Raw genomic sequence first — 19,418 nt, forward strand, 5'->3', positions numbered from 1 at the left:
ATCTGGATGAAAAATATTCTTGCAATATCATTTTTTTCGATTCTGTTTATCTTTAGCTCCTTTAATTATACAGGTCTCAAGGATTTTACGGTTAGGAAAATTGTGATCGATGCGGGTCACGGAGGTAAAGATCCGGGCACCAACGGTGCGTATTCTAAAGAAAAGGATATTGCGCTGAGCATCGCTCTGGAAACCGGAAAAATTATTGAAAAATATATGCCTGACGTAGAGATTATCTATACTCGTCAGGACGATAGTTTTCCCACCCTCTTCGAACGGTCTGATCTGGCCAACAAAAACGGCGCAGATTTATTTATTTCTATTCATTGCAATAACGCACCCTGGAGTGACCAGGTCCATGGCACAGAAACTTACGTCATGGGTTTGAAAAATTTTGATAAGAACTTTGAAGTGGCCAAACGGGAAAACTCAGTGATTCTTTTGGAAGATAACTATGAGGAAACGTATCAGGGATTCGACCCTAACTCGCCTGAGTCCTATATTCTATTTTCTCTTACTCAATCCGTTTATCAAGAGCAAAGTATCCTACTGGCCACGAATGTGGAAGACCAGTTTAAGAATAGAGTGGGTAGAAAGAGTCGCGGAGTTAAACAATCCAGCCTATATTTATTGTGGAGTTCGGCCATGCCCAGTATCTTAGTCGAAACTGGATTTTTGAGCAATCCTAAGGAGGAAAAAGAATTAAATGATAAATTGCAACAAACCTATATTGCTTCCGGAATCTATCGGGCATTCCGAGATTATAAAACCGAAATAGAATCTAAAAACTAAACCTCAAAGTGAGCAAAGAAATAAAAGTAGGCTTGTTCGCCATCATTTCAGGAGCTATCCTCTATCTCGGATTCAATTACCTAAAAGGAAAAGACTTCTTCTCTCCTACCAATAAATACTATGTGCTGTACAAAAACATTGATGGGTTAAATGTATCCAACCCGGTAATTGTCAATGGATTTGCAGTGGGCCGAGTAAGCTCGATTGGTATTCTTCAGGAGAAAAATAACCAAATCATCGTAGAGATGGATGTGGACGAAAATGTGGTTCTTGGCGATTCTACAGTAGCTGAGCTGGTCAATAGTGACTTTCTTGGCAGCAAAGCCATACTATTGAATATTGGAGACTTGTCCCGGCCAATCCAAAGTGGGGACACTCTAATTTCGGACATTGATAAAGGTCTGCAGGCTCTATTTGAAAGCGCTCAGCCAATCACAGCAAATCTAACGGTAACCATCAGAAGAATAAATGAAATTCTGCTGGGAATGGAGGGAGCTGGCGAAGATATCAAACGTACGATTCAAGCTCTCAATGTGACACTAAGGAGTGTTAATAAATTTATTGTGCAGAACAATGTAAAAGTAAAAGAGTCTCTTGATGGGGTAAATACTCTGCTTGCCAATGTGAACTCTAAGGTAGATTTGCTTGAACCAATTCTTTTAAATGCGGATTCTACATTGACAATGGTGAAGGGTCTTCCCTTAGATAGTGCAGTTGCCTCACTAAACGCTACGTTGAGCGAATTAAACATAGTAATAGAAGATATTAATGCTGGCAAGGGCTCGATGGGGAAATTGATGAAAGAAGACAGCTTGTATAATAATCTCAACCAAACAATACAGGATTTAGATCGCTTATTGATTCATTTCAATGAAAACCCTAAACATTTTTTAGCGCCTCTGGGAAAGTCTAAAAAGAAAATTGAAAGAGATAGAGCCAAGGCTGCTTCAGCCGAATAGTTAGTTGACTTTTTGCTAATAGACTCTATCTCAAGCATTTCATATTATTAACTACAGGATAAACCCGAAACTAATGGCCTGAAGTTCTGGTCCTCGATCTGTAGCGAATACGTCATTGAGATCATAGTTGAAAAACAAATCCATCCCTCTAAAGCCTACCTGCCCTCTGATTCCATATCTGAAATTGTTTAGGTAGTAATTGCCTTTCTCTTTATCCTTTTTATTATCTCCATTCACAGAATATTTGATTTTGGTCCAGCTATCAATCCGGTATCCAGCGTAGACACCTGCTCCAATCCTAAAGCCTTTTTGGCGGTACTTTGTCCAGTTGAAACCGTGATTTCGGCTTGACGTTCTACGTCGTGAGTTGAATTCCAGCATTGGTACCACCATGGCGTTGATATAGGTAGCAGCGAGTTTGCTCTTCTTTCCATCGATGGTTGGATCAGGCACGAAAGTCGTAGCTGCATCCGTTTTGGTGATTCGTACTGACGTGTCTTCCATTTTCCAATTGTACCAGGTCATATTACCGCCCCACTTCAATTTCAAAGGGCCAGCTATCGCCGTATGATAAACTCCACCAACTCCCAGATACCATGATCCCCATGGTTTTACCGCATAGGCCGCGTTGCCATTGTCTGGAAATGAGCCATTTTCCAACCAATTATTCATTCCAATCTCAAGCTCAAAGGTGCCGTAGGTCCCTCTACTTCTGGATCGATCTCTTGTGACAATCACATAATCATCGTCGTCATAGTCATCATGTCTGCTTCCATAGTCATATCTTTTATTTCTGCGTAGATAGCGGTCTCTATCTTCGTCACTATACCTATCGTCGCCATAGTAGCTCAGACTTCCCGTATTATCATCGGAATTGGTGTTTTCCTTCAAATATCTTGTCCCTTTTTTATCTTCAATACTTACCTCGTCACTACCCGCTGAAGCGGAATCGAGATTGGCATTAATCTCTCCTATCATAGCGTTTATATCATATGCGGAGAGGTCTTTTAGATCCTGTTCGGTTTCCGCATATATTACCATTTTGCTGCGTTCACCAAATTCTATTACCACAGTATCTTCTTTCACTGGATCATTGGCCAAAGAGGCCAGACTGATCGCGCACAAAGCGAAAATGATTAGTCCTAATTGTCTCATTGTATTATTTATTTAAGTTTTTGACGTTGTTCTTTTTTGAGTTCTCTTTTCTTTGAAAAAGGTTGTCTTTAGCCTCTCTAATATCAGCCCAGAAATCCCCAGGTTTGATTTCTCGAGTTTGTGCAAAGAATTCCTTTAGCTTTCCTCCATCAGTCGAGTCTGCCTTTTGCTCTGCAATCATTTTTTCTGATGAATTGATTTTATTATTCCCACGTTTATAAGTGATTCGTATGGGTTTATATTTCTTCTCTGAGATTGAAGTCTCTCCATCGGTCTCCTCAGTTGATGCTACCAACGACGTTTCTTGATCATTTGTATGGTCATCTGTATCATCAATTGATTGAGCTATCAACTGCTCAGTATGACTCATTTGATTGGTATCTTCAATTGCTTCACTGTGCACCTCCTTAGCTGGATTTTCAGGTCTGGCATGTGTATTTTCCGACTTGCTTCTCTCCTGCTTTGTTTTATTTTGATCTTTAGTGTGTTTGTTCGTCGGCACCTTATATTGAGAGCGTTCTTGTGTATCCATTATCTCGATTGCTTTTTTCTCTTCTACTCCAGTTTCCGGAATGATCGTATTGCTTGGTTGGATAGACTCAGAGGGTTTTTCTTTAATTTGTGCAATCTGAGATTTTGGCAGAGTCTGGTCTCTATTTCCATAGTAAATCACGGCAGCAGAAGCCAGCAAAATCAGCCCCATGGCTGCCACACGCCAGACACTAAACCACGGAGTTGCCTTTTTTTGATCCAGCTTTGATTCCAATGCAGCCCAACTATCTTCATTTGGAGTTGAACCCATTTGCTTCAACTTATCTCTAAATAATTTATCCGTCTCTCTAGCTTCCATTATCTCTTTTTTTAGATTCTGTAATCCGTTCATGCTCCGCAAGCTTTTTCTGTAGCAGTACCCTTGCTCTGCTCAATTGTGACTTAGATGTATTCACCGAAAGTCCCAATTGCTCTGCTATCTCCTTGTGACTATACCCCTCTATGGCGTATAGATTGAAGATGGTTTGATATCCCTGAGGCAGCTCTCTAATCATTTGCAACAAGTCTTCGGCTTCCAGGTTTTTATCCGCTGTTTGAAAATCAACTACTGGATTGATATCATCTAAGTCCACTTCTTTATACAACTGCCTATTTTTTCTAATCCATTCTAAGCAGGTCGTAACCATGATTCGTCTGATCCATCCTTGAAAACTTCCCTCAGCTTTAAACTGCTCGATTTTTTCAAAGACTTTGAGAAACCCATTAATCATCAGTTCCTCAGCCATATCCAAATCACTGATATACCTTCTACAGACAGTCAGCATAACAGGCGATTGCTGCTCATAGAGCATCTTTTGGGCCTGCCTCTCTTTCCGTTTGCACAGGCTGATCAGCTCAGATTCAGTAATTTTTTGACCTAGTTTTAGAACCATTGGTTATGAATTCATGGGGTAGATGCGAATCTTTGTTCGGAGGTTGCATCTACCGGATAAATTTATCAATTTTCCGCAGAGCTTTGTGAAAAACCAAAGCGTTGGATCTATTAACTATTCGATTTACACAATCATGCCACATATCTTATGAGCTTTGAAGCTACTATACCCCAAAAACTCCAAGCGTCAATTACGGATCTTAATCAAGAGTTTTCTGATATGGAAAGTGAAGTTAAGAACCTATCTGAGGAACAGGGTCGTCTATCCAACACGGCTTCGTCGCTTGATTCCAAATTGGGATGGAAGGAAAAGTATCTCTCTGGCCTACTTGGAGGTGATAGGAAATTAGTTCAAAAGGTGGACGAGACAGAGTCTCAAATTGAAGAAATTGGTCATCGAATAGATTTGCTCAAAAAGAAACTAAAGGAAAAGCCTGAGAGAGTAAAGAAGATAGCATCCACATATCTGGAAGAGAATGACGGAGCCTATGCAAACCTTGTAACAGAAAGAAAGTTGCATTATGAATTGTATAAAGCCAGCAAACACTATCATGACTTAGTAAAAAAAGCTAACCAGGGAGTAATAGATGCGCTGTTATTCCTTAGTTGGAGCAAACTCATCAATCATCCAGAGGCCTCTGAAAAATTGACGGAGTTCAAAAATGAAACTAGTAAATATCAGAAGGTAGTGGATAGATTTCATTCAAAATCTAAATATGAGTCTGGGAATTCAGTCAAATTTATAGAGTTGATCAAATTTGGCACCGAGCAGGAAGCCATGTCGAGTTTTGCCAAGATTACGAAGCAGTCCAATCTCCTCCTGAAGTATGCGGACAAATACTTAAAGAAATCCAAAAAGGAGATTCTTGATTATAGAGCACCATTGATAAAAAACCTCAGTCTTGCTTAATTAAAATTTCAGAACACACTTTGAAGTAGTAGACTACAGATCTAGATCATTCATTGAGGCCTTTGGCATCAATCCGAATATAAGAAATGGTCGAGTCCTGTAATCAACGAGCACTAAACAAATAACCCTGACCACACGTGGCCAGGGTTAGACTATAAACTTGAAATGTGAAATCTTAATAGAGCTAACTACCTGAGCGCTTTACAGTACTCAGTTCATCTTCATTTATGATGTTGATTTTTGCATCGCCTCGATATCTGATTGTACTTAGTCCAGAAGCATCCACCGATAGGCGGCTTTGGGCGTTTACGCGAGCGTTAGACGCACCGGAAGCGGATACTTCTGCCGTACTAGCTTCCATAGCATAAGCTTTAAGGGTAGATGCACCGGATAGATCCGCATCCAAATACTCTGCTTCTCCAGCCAAATCCATAGAGCTGGCACCATTGAGGTAAATTTGTAATTCTCTTGCTTCGACGTTGATCTCAGCTGATGAAGCTCCCGACAATTCTATTTCCAAATTGTCCACCCGGAAGTTTTCAACTTCAAAATAGCTCAACCCCTTGCTACTCAATTTCTGTAATTCAGGCAGGGTGATATGTACATCCAGTCTAAAATCATCATCCAGATCTTTAAACATATCCCATTTTTTTCCTGACATATCGATTTCCAGTACATCGCCGTACTTTTTGATAAGCACCTCTTTTTTGTACCTGTCTTTTCCTTTCACTTCTATTTTGTACACTTCACCTTGTGTGAGGTAAACATTGTAAATGCCTCTCACTTCGATTTCATTAAAATCTTTGATATCAAAGGCCATTGGCTCGTCATCATAAACTCCCATTCCTGAGCCCTTATATTTGATTTTATTTTTAGCCTTATCCTTTATTTTGGCTCGATCGGATCTATCCAATAGTCCGCCACCCCTCTTACTAAATCTCTTTGTACAGGTAATGCAATCCAGTCCGTCTTCTGTAAACATCCACTCATTAGTTTTGGTCACCTGCCAGCTCTTGTATCCATTTCGAGTGAGCGTCTGTTCTAGGATTTCAGTCATGTCCTCATCCATTATAAATACTTTATTGTATGGAAAATACAAAGTCATATTCAGCTGCTGTGCACGATATTTTGACCTGTCCTTAAAAGAAAAATTAGAGTCGAAAATCAATTCATTATTGCGTTGACGTACCTGATAATCAATCATTTGAGCGTTTCTCTCTGCATCTTGTCGTGTACGACCATGGGACTCATATCTCATATCCAACATTAGAACTGAGTCTTTATGCCCTCGCAGTTTTAAGCTGGTAGCTTCTATGCTGGCAAAATTGACGTAATCAAGAGATAGAATAATTGGCTCTTCTGCATTCATGGCGAAGGTTCTGGTTTCTCTGAAGGAACCATCATTTCTAAATTCACCAACTACACCAGGTATTGCCACTGACAGGCTAATCAGGCAGATAACCCAGATACCAAATACTGACCATCCAAGCGGTGCGCGAAGCACCATGCGCTTGGTAACAATCGAAATCCCCAAAAGGCATATGACTAAAAATGGAATAAAAAGGGTGAGAAATATTGCCAGAAACGTAAAGCCTGATACACTCTCAGCCATAATTCCGACTGGCAAGACTGATGCACTAATCATATCTCCAAAGCCAGTAAATAGCCCCATCAATACACCAGCGGTTACAAACAAGCTCATCATGCCTAGGACACCAACCATGGTAGTAATAATGCCAGCAAAAATTCTCACGATATCCACTAATACTCTGGAAAAGGGGCCCAGTAAGCCGGCTAACGCTCCAAATAATGCTGCAATCAATCGAAAAGGAAACAGTAATACTTTGGCTAATGAACTCTCCTCACCGTCTTTTTGATTGAGGCTGCGCTTTACATTCTGCTCTATATTAGATAAAGTGACTGGTTCACCCTGCATTTGCATTTTGTCTGTTAATGACTTAGCCACAGGCGTAATCATCCAAAGAATGATATAAATAATCAGACCGGTACCACCAAGAAAAATGGAAACTACGAATAGCAGTCTGATAAGTGTAACATCAGTACCAAAATAGGCTGCTATACCACTTGCGACACCCCCAAGGACCTGACTGTCCGGATCACGAAACATCTTTTTGACTTCCTCATCATCACCTAATGTTGAGGAACCAGGAATCACAATCCATAGCAAGATGTAGACAATGAAAACTGCCCCACTCAAAAAGCTAAAGAATATATTGAGTAATAACAACACTGCAATGAGCCGGATCCATAAGGGATCAATGCTGAAATAATAGGCTATACCAGCGGCTACTCCTCCAATAACCTTTCTTTTCTCATCGCGATGCAATTTTTGCTTCCCAATATCATTGGCAGCATCAGATTCAGCTTTTTCTTTTTTGGCCGACTTTTGCTGTTCTTTTTCCTGCTTCTCCTCTTCGATAGTTTTCGCTGGCTCATCATCTTCTAGTGCTTCAAAATCGGCTACGGTGCCCATCGTATCAATGAGCGCCTGCACATCATCTGCATTGATGATTTGCTTCCCATCGTCCAGCTTACTGAGAAATATCTCTGCCACCCTGCTCTCGATATCCGCAATGATTTCGGCACTGTCTTCATAGTTTGAAAAATAGTTATTGATCGTTTCTAAATACTCCTTTAGTTGAGCATATCCATCTTCTTCAATATGAAAAATAATACCGCTAATATTGATACTAATATTTTTCTTCATTGTCTTATATTTAATTCCTGATCCAGATAGGATGGCATCCTGCTGGAAATTCTATTGTTTGTTTTATCTGTAGCAATCATGATTTAACCGCCTTGGTTTTCACAGATTTTTTAGAACTGATCTTTTTAGTAGACGTGACTAGTTCCTTCCAGGTGTCGTCTAATTTACTTAAAAACTCGCTACCTAAATCTGTGATTGTATAATACTTCCTAGGTGGACCAGATTTGGACTCTACCCATTTGTAATCTACCAGGCCGGCCTTTCTCAACCTGGTGAGCAAGGGGTATAAGGTACCCTCCACTACCATAATTTTTGCCGACGTGAGTTCTTCGAGCATGTCTGAGGCATACACCTCTCCCCTTGAAATAATTTTCAAGATGCAAAATTCGAGAATGCCCTTTCTCATCTGTATTTGTGTGTTTTCTATCTTCATATCCAATCATCTTGGCCTCCGTTCAACCTATCAAACTCCCTATCCAATGGAAGACTAGAGCAAACAAAAGAAAAATTAAAATTATCATAGTCTTGAATTTAAGTGAGTTTAGATATGGGTGAATTTGTTGGATTCAATCCCATTTTTTGAAATTCGTTTTTGACCTTGATTACCCTATACGGAACAGTACCTTGCAAGACCAAGTACTAGGTGAAAAATATTCAGTTATACTAAATATTCTTTATTACTTACAATTTATTATTATAATAATTACATAATAGAACTATAAATATGAAAAAAATGTTGATTATCAAATCGAAAAACACTTTCCGACTGGACTATCATTCTTTCGTACCAACCGACATATTTGATGCACTGGTAGAATATAATTGAATAGCAGACCGAGAGTATTTAGATTTGTGGATATACATATGTTAATGCCTGCAAGAATTTTTATTATCAGCATCATCATTGGATGCTTCAGTACATTATACTCCTTTGCACAATCAAGTACACCAAAGTACAGCAATGAGTTTTTGGCGATAGGTGTGAACGCTCGTGCACTAGGAATGGCAAGTGCTTTTACGTCAGTAGCAGGCGATGTCACAGCAGGCTATTGGAATCCTGCAGGCCTTACACAATTGGAATATAAATACGATATATCCCTGATGCACGCACAGTATTTTGCAGGCATTGCGAATTATGACTATCTGGCTTTTGCTACAAAAATTGATTCAGTCAGTACTTTAGGGCTATCTGTGATCAGATTTGGCATCGACGACATCCCTGATACGCGATTTCTATATGATGCCAATGGTGCACTGAATTATGACAATATTCAATTCTTCTCAGCATCCGATTATGCCTTTCTATTTTCATATGCCAGAAAGATCAGTTGGCTCGGAGGCATGAATGTAGGCGGCAACGCCAAGATCATCTACCGTCATGCAGGCAATTTTGCAACGGCATGGGGCTATGGTTTAGACCTCAGCATTTCCAAAAAAATCAATCGACTACAATTGGCACTAATGCTAAAAGATGTCACAGGCACCTACAACTCATGGTCGCATAATACAGAATTGATAGCCGACATCTACACAAAAACGAATAACGTTATTCCTGAAAATTCAATTGAAATTACGCTGCCACGAGCGATTCTGGGAGCCAGCTACACATTTCTAATCAAAGAAAAATTTAGCTTCCTTGTTTCCATGGATTTGGAGACAACACTAGACGGAGAAAGAAATACGATCATCAAGTCTAGTACAGTATCTGTTGATCCCAGATTCGGTATAGAGGCTGGCTTTATTTCCAAATTCTTTCTAAGGTTTGGCGCTGGCCAATTTCAAGAAATTCAAAACTTTGATCGAACGACCTCCACAGTCTACCAGCCCAATTTTGGTGTAGGAGTTAAGATAAAATCGCTAAGTATCGACTACGCACTTACCGATATTGGTGATCAAGCCGAAACACCCTATTCTCATGTTATATCTCTTAACCTAGGATTCAATGACAAGAAATAGATATTATTTAGTTCTTCTGTGGCTTGTCGCTTTCTCATCTGCCTGGGCTCAGCCTTATGGCAATGAGTGGATAGATCAAAACCAAAGATATTTCAAATTTAGCATTGCCGAAGACGGTATCTATAGAATAACACGCACTGAGCTTTCCAATTATGGATTCCCGGTAGGGAGTGTAGATCCACGTAAAATTCAGCTTTTTCATCAAGGCGAAGAAGTGTCTATCAAACTGGAAGGTCAGCTGGATGGTATTTTTGATCCTTCCGACTATATTGAGTTTTATGGACAAAAGGCAGATGGCACTACTGATACACCATTGTTCAAAACTCCGTCAGCACAACCTCATACTTTTTATAATATTTTCTCGGATAGCTCGGCTTACTTTCTTACTTATAAGCTCAACCTAGAAACGGGTAAAAGAATAGATGATTTTACCGAAAACAATGTAGATGGATTGACTGCAGAGAATTATCACATTGATGAAAACAGAGTCTTGTTTACCGCTGGGTACTTTGAAGGTCAAAGTTATGGGTCAAGCAATAGCATATTGTTGACCACTTACGATATCGGTGAAGGTTGGACAGGTGCTTTGGCCTCATTAGGTCAAAGTATTGATCACACTCTTACCGGACTTACAAATCAGGTTCAAGACGACATCAACCCTCACCTGGAGATCATGCTTGCAGGCAGAAACAACAATAATCATAATGCCTCTATTCAGATCGGTCCTAGCGCAGGCTCACTTCGCGAAATCGATGTGGCCGAATTTGCGGGAGACGACTTCTATCTACTCTCCCAGGATATTGCATGGTCTGATATCTCGGCAGCTGGAGATCTATTCGTCAGAGTCAATGTCAATGGTGTATCAGGTGTGGCCGATCAAATCTCTATTTCCTACATTCAACTGAGATATAGCAAAGCTTACGACATGGCTTCTGCTTCAGAAGATAAATTTATTATGAAGACTAGCAGTGGAGGCAAGTCTTATATTGAAGTTCAAAATTCACCATCCAATGTAGTCCTATATGATATCACTGCCGCTAGTGATCCGATAGAAATAGGCTTCAACGACACGGGTGGAAGTTTTAACGCAATTATTAATAATACCAATACCCAGAGAACGCTACTTGCACAATCAGGTCAAAAAAGCATTTTCGAATTGAAAGAGATTGAATTCAATTCGTTCGATCCGACGGATTACAATTATCTGATGGTCAGCCATTCCGGTTTACGTGGTACCACGAGCAGCGGACAGGGAGATCAGGTGGCCGCTTACAAGGCGTACAGAGAATCTACTGCAGGAGGAGGGCATACTGTTCTGGACATTGATATCGATGTCATTTTCAATCAGTTTAATTATGGCAACCCATCTCCTATAGCCATCAAACGATTTTGTGAGTACGCTTATGACAATGGAAGTCCGGAATTTCTTTTTTTGATTGGAAAAGCTTCAAATGTTCAGGCCAATTATTACAGATTGGATCCAGCGACCTCCCCTTTCAGACATTATATTCCTACTTATGGTTATCCCGGTGCAGATGTTCCGTTCTCTGAAGGGTTTGATGGTGGCTCCGGCTATGGAGTATTGGCCACCGGCAGAATCAATGCCTCTGAACCAGATCATATTGAGGCGTATTTGAATAAGGTCATAGAGAAGGAATCCTTACCATTTAATTCCTTGAGGCAAAAGAATCTGGTCCATTTGAGCGGTGGCAACACAGAAATTGAGCTTAATGCGTTCAGAGCTTATATTGATGGATTTGCGGCCATAGCTGATGGGCAGCTTCTAGGTGGAGCATCCACACAGCTATCAAAAAACAACAATGACGCTGTAGAGTTGATCAACATCTCGGACGAAATCAATGACGGAGTGATGATGGTCACCTTCTTTGGCCATTCTAGTGGCAGTGTCACCGACATAGAAATTGGGACCGTTTCTGATCCAGCCTTTGGATATGACAACAAGGGGAAATATCCGGTATTTATGGTCAATGGCTGCCTGGCCGGGGACTTTTTTAGTGAGACCGAATCTTTTGGAGTCGATTGGGTACTGACTCCTGATCTTGGAGCCCTCGCTTTTATGGCACATAGTCATGTTGGGTTTTCATCCAATCTTCGCCGATATACCAATCTCTTTTATGAGTTGGCCTTTGCAGATCCTGATTTCATAAGCAAGACACTGGGCGAAATCAAAAAGGAGACTTCAATCAGATATATCAATTCTTTTGGAACTTCAGAATCATCTATCTCGCAAGTACAGTTGATCAATCTTCAAGGTGACCCTGCTATAAAGGTATTTGGACCTGACAAGCCAGATTATGATATCAATGAAGCCTATCTACAAGCAGGTACATTTGATGGCAATCAACTCTTGGCTGAGGCTGATTCATTTTATATTGAAATGAATATTCGTAATTTTGGTATATACTCAGACGAATTGTTCGATGTTTCAATTACACGCACTTTTCCTGATGGACGCACTCAGGTCTATGGCCCGGACCTCTTTGATCAGGTATTAAGAGAGGATACTATAAAATTCACGATTGACAATGATGTAAGAAATCCAGCCGGTCTCAACACCTTTTTTGTTACGCTGGATCCCTTTGGCAGCATTGATGAAATGGATGAAACTAATAATACGGCCTCATTGGATGTATTCCTATCTTCTGGCAGTACTGTCAACCTATTTCCGGCCAACTTATCCTTGCAACCTGAAACCAATATTGATTTCTATTTTCAGTCTTCTAATCTACTGGTTGGTAAGCGATCCTTCGATTTACAAATTGATACCACCTCCACTTTCACAAGTCCATACTTACTTAGCCAGACCATGACTTCTAATGTCATCAGCAAAGTCCCGATAGATCTGGCCGCAAATGGCAATCTAGCAGATGGGAAGGTGATATACTGGAGAACCAGATTCAGTGATCCACTACCTACCGAAGACGAAGATTGGGTCACCAGTTCATTTATATTAGAGAGTAACTCTGACGAAGGATGGAGCCAGACCAACACTGCGCAATTTGAAGAAGCAATTACTGAAGGTCTAACCTTGAATTCTGGTACCGGCGTCTGGGATTTCCTAACCTCACAATTACATCTTGAAGTTCAAAACTACGGCTCCAACCACCCAAGTTTCAACTACGCAGACACAGAGGTGCTACTAGACGATAGAAATTATTTTCAAACCAACTCGCATAAGGACGCAGGCTGTAGAGATAATAGCATCAATTTTATGGCGCTCAAAAGACAATCGACTGTCCCTTTTAAAGCCGTTGAAACGCCTGGATTTGACGAAAATCAAGATTTGGTTTGTGGGCTGATTCCACAAGTGATATACAACTACCTGGAAGGTAACATGTCTAGTATATATGGACCTGAGGTGCTGATTGACAATCTGGATAACGGTGATCATGTACTGATTTTTTCATTAGGAACGGTGAATTATTCTACCTGGACCAATGATTTTAAAGACGATCTGGAGACTTTGGGCTTTAACAGGACCATTGTTGACAATCTCAATGATGACGAGCCCGTAATTATGTTAGGGTCGAAAAATGCAGCAGCAAATTCTTCACTGATTATTCAAGGCTCTGCCCTGCCAGAAAATGAACAGCAACTTAACCTCGATGAGTCAGTAAATGGCAGTTTTGATTCTGGTAATATTTCTTCCGGACTGATTGGCCCAGCCCTATCCTGGTCACAAGTCTCCGCTGTAATCGAGGCTTCTAGCAATTCATCACAGGATGCCAAAGAATTTACAATTTATGGGGTGAGGCTTGATAAAACGGAACAAGTGCTTTTTCAAAGTGCCAGCTCGGATGAATTTGACATTTCCACAATAGATGCCGACGAATTCCCATATGTCAGAATGTATTTGGAGGTCACAGATGATGTTCAGCAAACCCCTCATCAATTAAAATCCTGGCGTGTAGATTATGAAACCACCCCAGAAGGAATTCTCCTTATCAGCAATCAGGAAGGTATTTCCAATCCGGTTGAACTTCAGGAAGGACAGTCGTACAACAACTCATACACGTTCTGGAATTACTCAAAGAAGGACTTTCAGGATTCCATCAAGGTGACCTATGATTTGCTCAATACCAGCACCTCAACTCGAATAAAGGACTCGTTGAATTTAAAAGCACTCAATAGTGGAGACTCTGCTCAATTCGACCTTCTATTTTCTACTATAGGAAATCAAGGCCTTAGCGATTTGCTGTTGGCCGCCAATGAAACTTTCAGCACAGAGATGTATACATTCAACAACACAGCAAGGTTTTCTGACTATCTACAAATCAATGCCGATGACACGAATCCTTTGGTGGATGTCTCTTTCGATGGAATTCAAATCATGAACGGAGATATAGTATCTCCTACCCCGTCCATAGAGGTACAGGTCAAAGACGAAAATTCATTCTTGCTTCTGGAGGACACCACGGGAATCAACATCTATCTCAAATTGCCTTGTGAGGAATGTGATTTCGAGCGCATAGCTTTTAGCAATCCTCTGGTACAGTGGACACCTGCTACTGTCGAAGAAAATTTCAAAGTCGTCTACACACCAGAGCGATTAGAGGATGGCAATTATGGTTTTCGTGTATTGGCGAATGACGCCTCAGGAAATGCCTCAGGATTGAAACCATATGAAATCACGTTCGAGGTAATCAATGCTTCTACTATTACCAATTTTTATCCCTATCCCAATCCATTTTCATCGAGTACGAGATTTGTATTCACACTTACGGGCTCGGAATTTCCTGAAGACATTAAGATTCAAATTCTGACTGTGACGGGACGTGTGGTTAGAGAGATTTTTATGGATGAGTTAGGGCCTTTGAATATCGGCAACAATAGAACAGATTTTGCGTGGGACGGTCGAGACAATTTCGGAGATCAATTGGCCAATGGCGTCTATCTATACCGGGTTCTAATCAAAAATCCGGGCGAAGATTTCAAGCATCGTGAAACCTCAGCTGACCGTGGCTTCAAAAACGGATTCGGTAAGATGTACCTGCTGAGATAGGTCAGGAATCTTAGTCTGAAAATTGCATAAATTCGAGTTTGAAACATCTTGAACTCTTGCCAAAGAGAACTTCAAGTATTTTAATCCAAATGAAATAGTATTCGTACAAAAAGATACAAACAAGAACTATCATTTACATATGGCTAAATTCCTAACGTCTATCGACGATAATACCCGAGCATTTATCGAAGCTCAACAAATGTTTTTTGTGGCGACTGCTGCTTCCAGCGGGAAAATTAACCTTAGCCCAAAAGGGCTCGACTCCTTCAGAATCATAAGCCCCAATCAAGTTGCCTGGCTAAACCTCACGGGAAGCGGGAACGAAACCGCGGCTCATATACTTGAAACCAACAGAATGACAATTATGATGTGCGCGTTTGATGGCAAACCAAATATCATGCGTATCTATGGCATAGCCAAAGCTATCTACGAGCAGGACAAAGAATGGAGTCAGTATGGACAGCTTTTTGAGAAAAATACCGGAGCGAGACAAATATTTTTAGTCGACATTGAGTCGATTCAGCATTCATGTGGGATGGCGGTTCCATTGTTAGATTTCGTAGAGCATAGAGACCTATTAAATATCGCTCATGATAAAAAAGGTCGTGATAAAGTGAAAGAATATTGGCAAGAAAAGAATATGGTATCATTGGACGGGTTACCGACAGGACAAAAAGTGTAAAATGCCTCACCACCATCACGGACACGATTCTTTACACCATGATGTAGACAACATCAAAACGGCCTTCTTTCTAAATCTGGGGTTTACCATCATAGAAATTATAGGAGGACTTTATGTCAATAGTGTGGCAATTATTTCCGACGCTATTCATGATCTGGGAGACAGCTTGAGTCTCGGTATGTCCTGGTATTTCCAAAAAATATCTCATCGTGGACGGACACTCACTTATTCTTATGGATATAAAAGGTTTTCTGTACTTAGCGCCATTATCAATTCCCTGGTTTTGCTCTTAGGTTCAGTTTTTATACTCTATGAAACGATTCCCCGACTTCTAGCTCCTGTACAACCTAATGCCAACGGCATGATTCTTCTCTCTATATTAGGAGTGATTGTAAACGGAGCTGCAGTCCTAAAAACCAGAAAGGGTAAGACGGCCAACGAAAAAGTTGTGTCCTTGCATTTGCTCGAAGATGTGATGGGTTGGGTGGCGGTGCTGATCGGAAGCCTTATCATGAGGGTGACCGATTTTCCCATCATTGACCCGATTTTATCAATGCTCATTGCCGGCTATATACTCTTCAACGTTTTTCGCAATTTGAAAGATAGTTTAAAGATTATACTACAGAGCATCCCACCTGAGGTCGATACTCAATCTTTAGAAAATAAACTACTCAAAATTGAATCGGTTACTAAAGTTCATGATATGCACACGTGGTCTATGGATGGCAACTATCATATCATGACTTTGCATCTTGTTCTCGACCGATCAGTGGATTTAGAACGAGGCTCAGAGATCAAAGCTCAAGCAAGAAATATTCTAAGAGCAGGGGAAATCAATCATGTCACGATCGAATTAGAAACGCCGGATGAGCATTGCGAGTTGGAGGATTGCTAAACTATAGATTTTGCAAAAAATCCATAGTATCGACCCCATCGGCATAGTCATGGAGATTGGGCAGTTGAGCCTCACCGAAAGTAATTTGCCTCTCACTTTTCCCTACAACACATTGAATCTTCGATTCGTTTGCCTCGAGCAAAGAAGCCAATTCAGCAGCGTCTTTGTATGTTTGATAATAGAGCACAGAAATGGGTGAGATCATCTCTTCACTTTCCTTGACAAGTAGAAATTCGGTATCCAGATGTAGCACTCTATTGACCAGGTAGATTGACTTATTATAGTCATAGTTATTGCGATACTTATGATGATGAATGACTGGCTCAAAGGATTTCAATCCATCGAGCAATGGCACAAAATCATAACCCTCAGGTACGTATACTTTGGATACGTTTCTGCATCCCAGTCCAAAATATTGAAATATATCTTTACCTAGTCGAATAAAGTCATTTTCGGTTTCGCTGCCAGTTAGTACAGCCACGGAAGATCGGTTTTTACGAATAATGTGCGCCTTATCCTTAAAATAGTACTCAAAATATCTGGCCGAATTATCGCTACCAGTAGCAATAAATGCATCCGCGTCGTTCAACCGTTCTGTGATGGTGATTCGAGACTCAAACGAGGGATCTATAGCAATCAATTGATTCAAAATGAATTTGGTCAAAGCTTGATCCTTTGAGCTGATTTTCAAGAGTAAGTGATGACCAGAGATCAATACACATAATATATCATGAAAGCCAACCAAAGGAATGTTACCTGCCGTAATCAGTCCCACCTTCTTTGAGGTAAGGTTTTCTATACTGTAATGACCAGACCATTCGGTCAAGGCTGAAGTATTTAGAAATTTGCCAATTCCATCTATGGCTAAATTGATATGTTCCTTGGTAAACCATGAATTTTCATTGCCCGCTTTGAGCAGAAGTTCTTCTCGATCGGGTGATGACCAATTCTCAAGTCGGGTGCCTAATGCCGCAAAGGATTTTATTCTGTCATTCAACAACATAAATCAATTAAATCAGTATAGATAAACTAATATGCCAATCATTTTGGCAGGCAAAATTAATCCTTATTTTTGCACACTTATTTTTAAGGACAAATAAATAAAGGGAAATGGCAATTATTATTACCGACGAATGCATCAACTGCGGAGCTTGTGAGCCAGAATGCCCCAACACTGCCATCTACGAAGGTGGGATTGAGTGGGATTGGGCAGGCGGTACGAGCCTTACCGAAGTTGAACTGGAAGACGGTACTCAGGTGGATGCCAATGCACCACAAGAGCCCGTCGATGATGACTTGTACTATATCGTTCCTGGAAAATGTACCGAATGTAACGGATTCCATGAAGAACCACAGTGCGCAGCTGTTTGTCCCGTGGATTGTTGTGTAGACGATCCAGATTATGTAGAAACAGAGGAAGAGCTTTTAGCTAAAAAAGCCTGGTTGCACAACGAATAGTAGCATCCAACAATAATCCAATATTATGATACAAACCACATGCTCACGATGTGGTTTTTTTGTGTCTTGATGGGATATAGTTGAATATATCCTTTTTGTAAACGACCTTTCAGCTATGAAGAAAGCAGCAATATCCCTCCTCACTTTACTTGTACTTCTAAATATCATCTATTGGCTAGGTCCTACCCCCGAATATGCCAGGGTGGATGCTTCTATCGCAGCGCTTGATGTTCCACTTTTTCAGCTCGATAGTGTCATTGCAGATGCTGAACGGAAGTTTTCCAATATCAAGCCTGAAAACGAATCTCGAATTATTTGGGCCGATTCGGTCCGGAAAACTCCCTATGCTATGGTTTATCTTCATGGATTTTCTGCCGGGGTCATGGAATCTGACCCAGTACATGTCCGGCTTGCGAAAAAATATGGATGCAATCTTTATCTCGCCAGATTGTCTCAGCATGGATTGAGCGGCACTGAATCTTTCAAAGATTTGACTCCGGCCTCACTGGTTAACACAGCAAAAGAAGCAGTAGCCATTGGGCAGTTGATAGGAGAAAAAGTCATCTTGGTGTCCTGCTCTACCGGCGGTACATTGTCGATATACCTCACAGCCAATAATCCTGATCTGGTGGCCGCTCAGATCTTATACTCTCCTAATACAGCAATAGACGACCCGACTGCCAAACTTCTGAATATGCCCTGGGGTGCGCAACTGACAAAATCTGTTGTGGGGCCATATAAAGAGGGAGCTGCCAAATGGTATGGAACAAAGGTAGAGACCTACTGGACTCTAAAATATCGATCGGAGGCCTTGATGGCGCTTCAGGATCTATTGGATCAAACCATGCAAGATGAGGTGTTTAGGAAGATATCTTCTCCATATTTCATTGGCTACTATTACAAAAATGAAGAGGAGTCTGATCATGTCATATCCATTCCTGCTCTACTTGACTTTGATTCTAAAACCAGCACACCGAAAGATCAAAAGAAAGTCATAGCATTTGCGGATGTTGGCAATCACGTAATGGCCTCTGACTTGCAGTCCAAAGACGTTGAAAGTGTTATAGACGAGACCAGCGTTTTTTTAGAAGAAGTATTGATGCTTCAACCGATAGTTGAAGATTCATTGTATGCTGAATAAAGTGATTGGGAAACCTGTCTAAACCGAATTACTGTAAGACATCCAGAATTAGTTATTCAGCCAGCTCTGCGCGTTGAGGCTTGAGTGCATCGCGAACAGTAATCATGTCCTTCTCCTCTACAGTCATGAAGGCCATGCTATGAAGGTCAGAAAAATCCTCGGTACCTACTCCAAACGTGCTAATATCGGCTCGCTCAGCATATTCTTGTAAATGAACTGCATGATGCTCAGCCGTTCCTTTGGCATGAGGCCCATGCATGTCCCATATGAGCTTGATTTTTCTATCCATAGAGTAC

16 protein-coding genes are annotated in these 19,418 nt (G+C 40.8%); 9 read left to right on the top strand and 7 right to left on the bottom strand.

All coding sequences use genetic code 11. The features are described from left to right. Nucleotides 1-6: 6 nt before the first annotated feature. Both ABJF11_RS01625 and ABJF11_RS01630 read left to right on the top strand, forming a co-directional pair. Nucleotides 7-792 (top strand): N-acetylmuramoyl-L-alanine amidase, encoded by a 786-nt coding sequence (locus ABJF11_RS01625; RefSeq protein WP_348117511.1) that lies wholly within the window; start codon nucleotides 7-9, stop codon nucleotides 790-792. Nucleotides 793-800: 8 nt separating this feature from the next. Further along, the gene (locus tag ABJF11_RS01630) at nucleotides 801-1,751 is read left to right on the top strand and encodes an MlaD family protein (protein WP_348117513.1); all 951 of its coding nucleotides are present in this window, start codon (nucleotides 801-803) and stop codon (nucleotides 1,749-1,751) included. Nucleotides 1,752-1,802: 51 nt separating this feature from the next. Here the strand turns inward: ABJF11_RS01630 and ABJF11_RS01635 are convergent, their stop codons facing one another. From ABJF11_RS01635 to ABJF11_RS01645, 3 genes are read right to left on the bottom strand one after another with little or no spacing between them, the layout of a single operon-like run. Then, a complete protein-coding gene (locus ABJF11_RS01635; protein WP_348117516.1) occupies nucleotides 1,803-2,906 on the bottom strand; it encodes a hypothetical protein in 1,104 nt (367 codons plus the stop codon). Between the two features lie 4 nt (nucleotides 2,907-2,910). Continuing rightward, the gene (locus ABJF11_RS01640; protein WP_348117518.1) at nucleotides 2,911-3,756 is read right to left on the bottom strand and encodes a hypothetical protein; all 846 of its coding nucleotides are present in this window, start codon (nucleotides 3,754-3,756) and stop codon (nucleotides 2,911-2,913) included. Then, nucleotides 3,746-4,330, bottom strand: coding sequence for a sigma-70 family RNA polymerase sigma factor (locus tag ABJF11_RS01645; protein ID WP_348117520.1), 585 nt, complete (start codon nucleotides 4,328-4,330; stop codon nucleotides 3,746-3,748). Before ABJF11_RS01645 ends, ABJF11_RS01640 begins: the two co-directional genes overlap by 11 nt. A gap of 219 nt (nucleotides 4,331-4,549) precedes the next feature. Between ABJF11_RS01645 and ABJF11_RS01650 the strand changes: the two genes are divergently transcribed. Further along, nucleotides 4,550-5,239: a hypothetical protein gene (locus tag ABJF11_RS01650; protein ID WP_348117522.1), complete on the top strand. Its 690-nt coding sequence runs from the start codon at nucleotides 4,550-4,552 to the stop codon at nucleotides 5,237-5,239. Between the two features lie 184 nt (nucleotides 5,240-5,423). Here the strand turns inward: ABJF11_RS01650 and ABJF11_RS01655 are convergent, their stop codons facing one another. Beyond that, the gene (locus ABJF11_RS01655; protein WP_348117524.1) at nucleotides 5,424-7,967 is read right to left on the bottom strand and encodes a DUF2807 domain-containing protein; all 2,544 of its coding nucleotides are present in this window, start codon (nucleotides 7,965-7,967) and stop codon (nucleotides 5,424-5,426) included. Between the two features lie 76 nt (nucleotides 7,968-8,043). Further along, nucleotides 8,044-8,400: a PadR family transcriptional regulator gene (locus ABJF11_RS01660; protein WP_348117526.1), complete on the bottom strand. Its 357-nt coding sequence runs from the start codon at nucleotides 8,398-8,400 to the stop codon at nucleotides 8,044-8,046. 437 nt (nucleotides 8,401-8,837) lie between these two features. On the opposite strand from ABJF11_RS01660, the gene ABJF11_RS01665 reads away from it, so the two are divergent. The 4 genes from ABJF11_RS01665 to ABJF11_RS01680 all read left to right on the top strand — a co-directional run bounded on the left by ABJF11_RS01665 (nucleotide 8,838) and on the right by ABJF11_RS01680 (nucleotide 16,523). Next, on the top strand, nucleotides 8,838-9,923 hold the full coding sequence (locus ABJF11_RS01665) for a PorV/PorQ family protein (RefSeq protein WP_348117529.1): 1,086 nt from the start codon (nucleotides 8,838-8,840) through the stop codon (nucleotides 9,921-9,923). Next, entirely contained in the window at nucleotides 9,910-14,946 is a 5,037-nt protein-coding gene (locus tag ABJF11_RS01670; RefSeq protein ID WP_348117532.1) for a C25 family cysteine peptidase, read from the top strand. Before ABJF11_RS01665 ends, ABJF11_RS01670 begins: the two co-directional genes overlap by 14 nt. A 139-nt stretch (nucleotides 14,947-15,085) precedes the next feature. Further along, nucleotides 15,086-15,628 carry a pyridoxamine 5'-phosphate oxidase family protein gene (locus ABJF11_RS01675; RefSeq protein ID WP_348117534.1) on the top strand — a complete coding sequence of 181 codons (543 nt, stop codon included), beginning with the start codon at nucleotides 15,086-15,088 and terminating at the stop codon, nucleotides 15,626-15,628. A 1-nt stretch (nucleotide 15,629) separates the two neighbouring features. Then, a complete protein-coding gene (locus ABJF11_RS01680; protein ID WP_348117536.1) occupies nucleotides 15,630-16,523 on the top strand; it encodes a cation diffusion facilitator family transporter in 894 nt (297 codons plus the stop codon). 1 nt (nucleotide 16,524) lies between these two features. On the opposite strand, the gene ABJF11_RS01685 is transcribed toward ABJF11_RS01680, so the two are convergent. Then, on the bottom strand, nucleotides 16,525-17,526 hold the full coding sequence (locus ABJF11_RS01685) for an acyl-CoA reductase (protein WP_348117538.1): 1,002 nt from the start codon (nucleotides 17,524-17,526) through the stop codon (nucleotides 16,525-16,527). A gap of 107 nt (nucleotides 17,527-17,633) precedes the next feature. On the opposite strand from ABJF11_RS01685, the gene ABJF11_RS01690 reads away from it, so the two are divergent. Both ABJF11_RS01690 and ABJF11_RS01695 read left to right on the top strand, forming a co-directional pair. Continuing rightward, complete coding sequence (locus ABJF11_RS01690) at nucleotides 17,634-17,981, top strand: 4Fe-4S binding protein (protein WP_348117540.1); 348 nt, start codon at nucleotides 17,634-17,636, stop codon at nucleotides 17,979-17,981. A gap of 115 nt (nucleotides 17,982-18,096) precedes the next feature. After that, nucleotides 18,097-19,122 carry an alpha/beta hydrolase gene (locus ABJF11_RS01695; RefSeq protein WP_348117543.1) on the top strand — a complete coding sequence of 342 codons (1,026 nt, stop codon included), beginning with the start codon at nucleotides 18,097-18,099 and terminating at the stop codon, nucleotides 19,120-19,122. A gap of 52 nt (nucleotides 19,123-19,174) precedes the next feature. Here the strand turns inward: ABJF11_RS01695 and ABJF11_RS01700 are convergent, their stop codons facing one another. After that, complete coding sequence (locus tag ABJF11_RS01700; RefSeq protein WP_348117545.1) at nucleotides 19,175-19,411, bottom strand: hypothetical protein; 237 nt, start codon at nucleotides 19,409-19,411, stop codon at nucleotides 19,175-19,177. Nucleotides 19,412-19,418: the final 7 nt, after the last annotated feature.

The sequence above is a fragment of the Reichenbachiella sp. genome, assembly GCF_039941815.1.
Taxonomy (GTDB): domain Bacteria; phylum Bacteroidota; class Bacteroidia; order Cytophagales; family Cyclobacteriaceae; genus Reichenbachiella.

Bases quoted from the DNA above. Each gene is read 5' to 3' on its own strand.
- ABJF11_RS01640 (WP_348117518.1), bottom strand. From the start codon at position 3,756: ATGGAAGCTAGAGAGACGGATAAATTATTTAGAGATAAGTTGAAGCAA.
- ABJF11_RS01685 (WP_348117538.1), bottom strand. From the start codon at position 17,526: ATGTTGTTGAATGACAGAATAAAATCCTTTGCGGCATTAGGCACCCGA.
- ABJF11_RS01700 (WP_348117545.1), bottom strand. From the start codon at position 19,411: ATGGATAGAAAAATCAAGCTCATATGGGACATGCATGGGCCTCATGCC.
- ABJF11_RS01690 (WP_348117540.1), top strand. From the start codon at position 17,634: ATGGCAATTATTATTACCGACGAATGCATCAACTGCGGAGCTTGTGAG.
- ABJF11_RS01645 (WP_348117520.1), bottom strand. From the start codon at position 4,330: ATGGTTCTAAAACTAGGTCAAAAAATTACTGAATCTGAGCTGATCAGC.
- ABJF11_RS01635 (WP_348117516.1), bottom strand. From the start codon at position 2,906: ATGAGACAATTAGGACTAATCATTTTCGCTTTGTGCGCGATCAGTCTG.
- ABJF11_RS01675 (WP_348117534.1), top strand. From the start codon at position 15,086: ATGGCTAAATTCCTAACGTCTATCGACGATAATACCCGAGCATTTATC.
- ABJF11_RS01625 (WP_348117511.1), top strand. From the start codon at position 7: ATGAAAAATATTCTTGCAATATCATTTTTTTCGATTCTGTTTATCTTT.
- ABJF11_RS01660 (WP_348117526.1), bottom strand. From the start codon at position 8,400: ATGAAGATAGAAAACACACAAATACAGATGAGAAAGGGCATTCTCGAA.
- ABJF11_RS01680 (WP_348117536.1), top strand. From the start codon at position 15,630: ATGCCTCACCACCATCACGGACACGATTCTTTACACCATGATGTAGAC.
- ABJF11_RS01665 (WP_348117529.1), top strand. From the start codon at position 8,838: ATGCCTGCAAGAATTTTTATTATCAGCATCATCATTGGATGCTTCAGT.
- ABJF11_RS01695 (WP_348117543.1), top strand. From the start codon at position 18,097: ATGAAGAAAGCAGCAATATCCCTCCTCACTTTACTTGTACTTCTAAAT.
- ABJF11_RS01670 (WP_348117532.1), top strand. From the start codon at position 9,910: ATGACAAGAAATAGATATTATTTAGTTCTTCTGTGGCTTGTCGCTTTC.
- ABJF11_RS01655 (WP_348117524.1), bottom strand. From the start codon at position 7,967: ATGAAGAAAAATATTAGTATCAATATTAGCGGTATTATTTTTCATATT.
- ABJF11_RS01650 (WP_348117522.1), top strand. From the start codon at position 4,550: ATGGAAAGTGAAGTTAAGAACCTATCTGAGGAACAGGGTCGTCTATCC.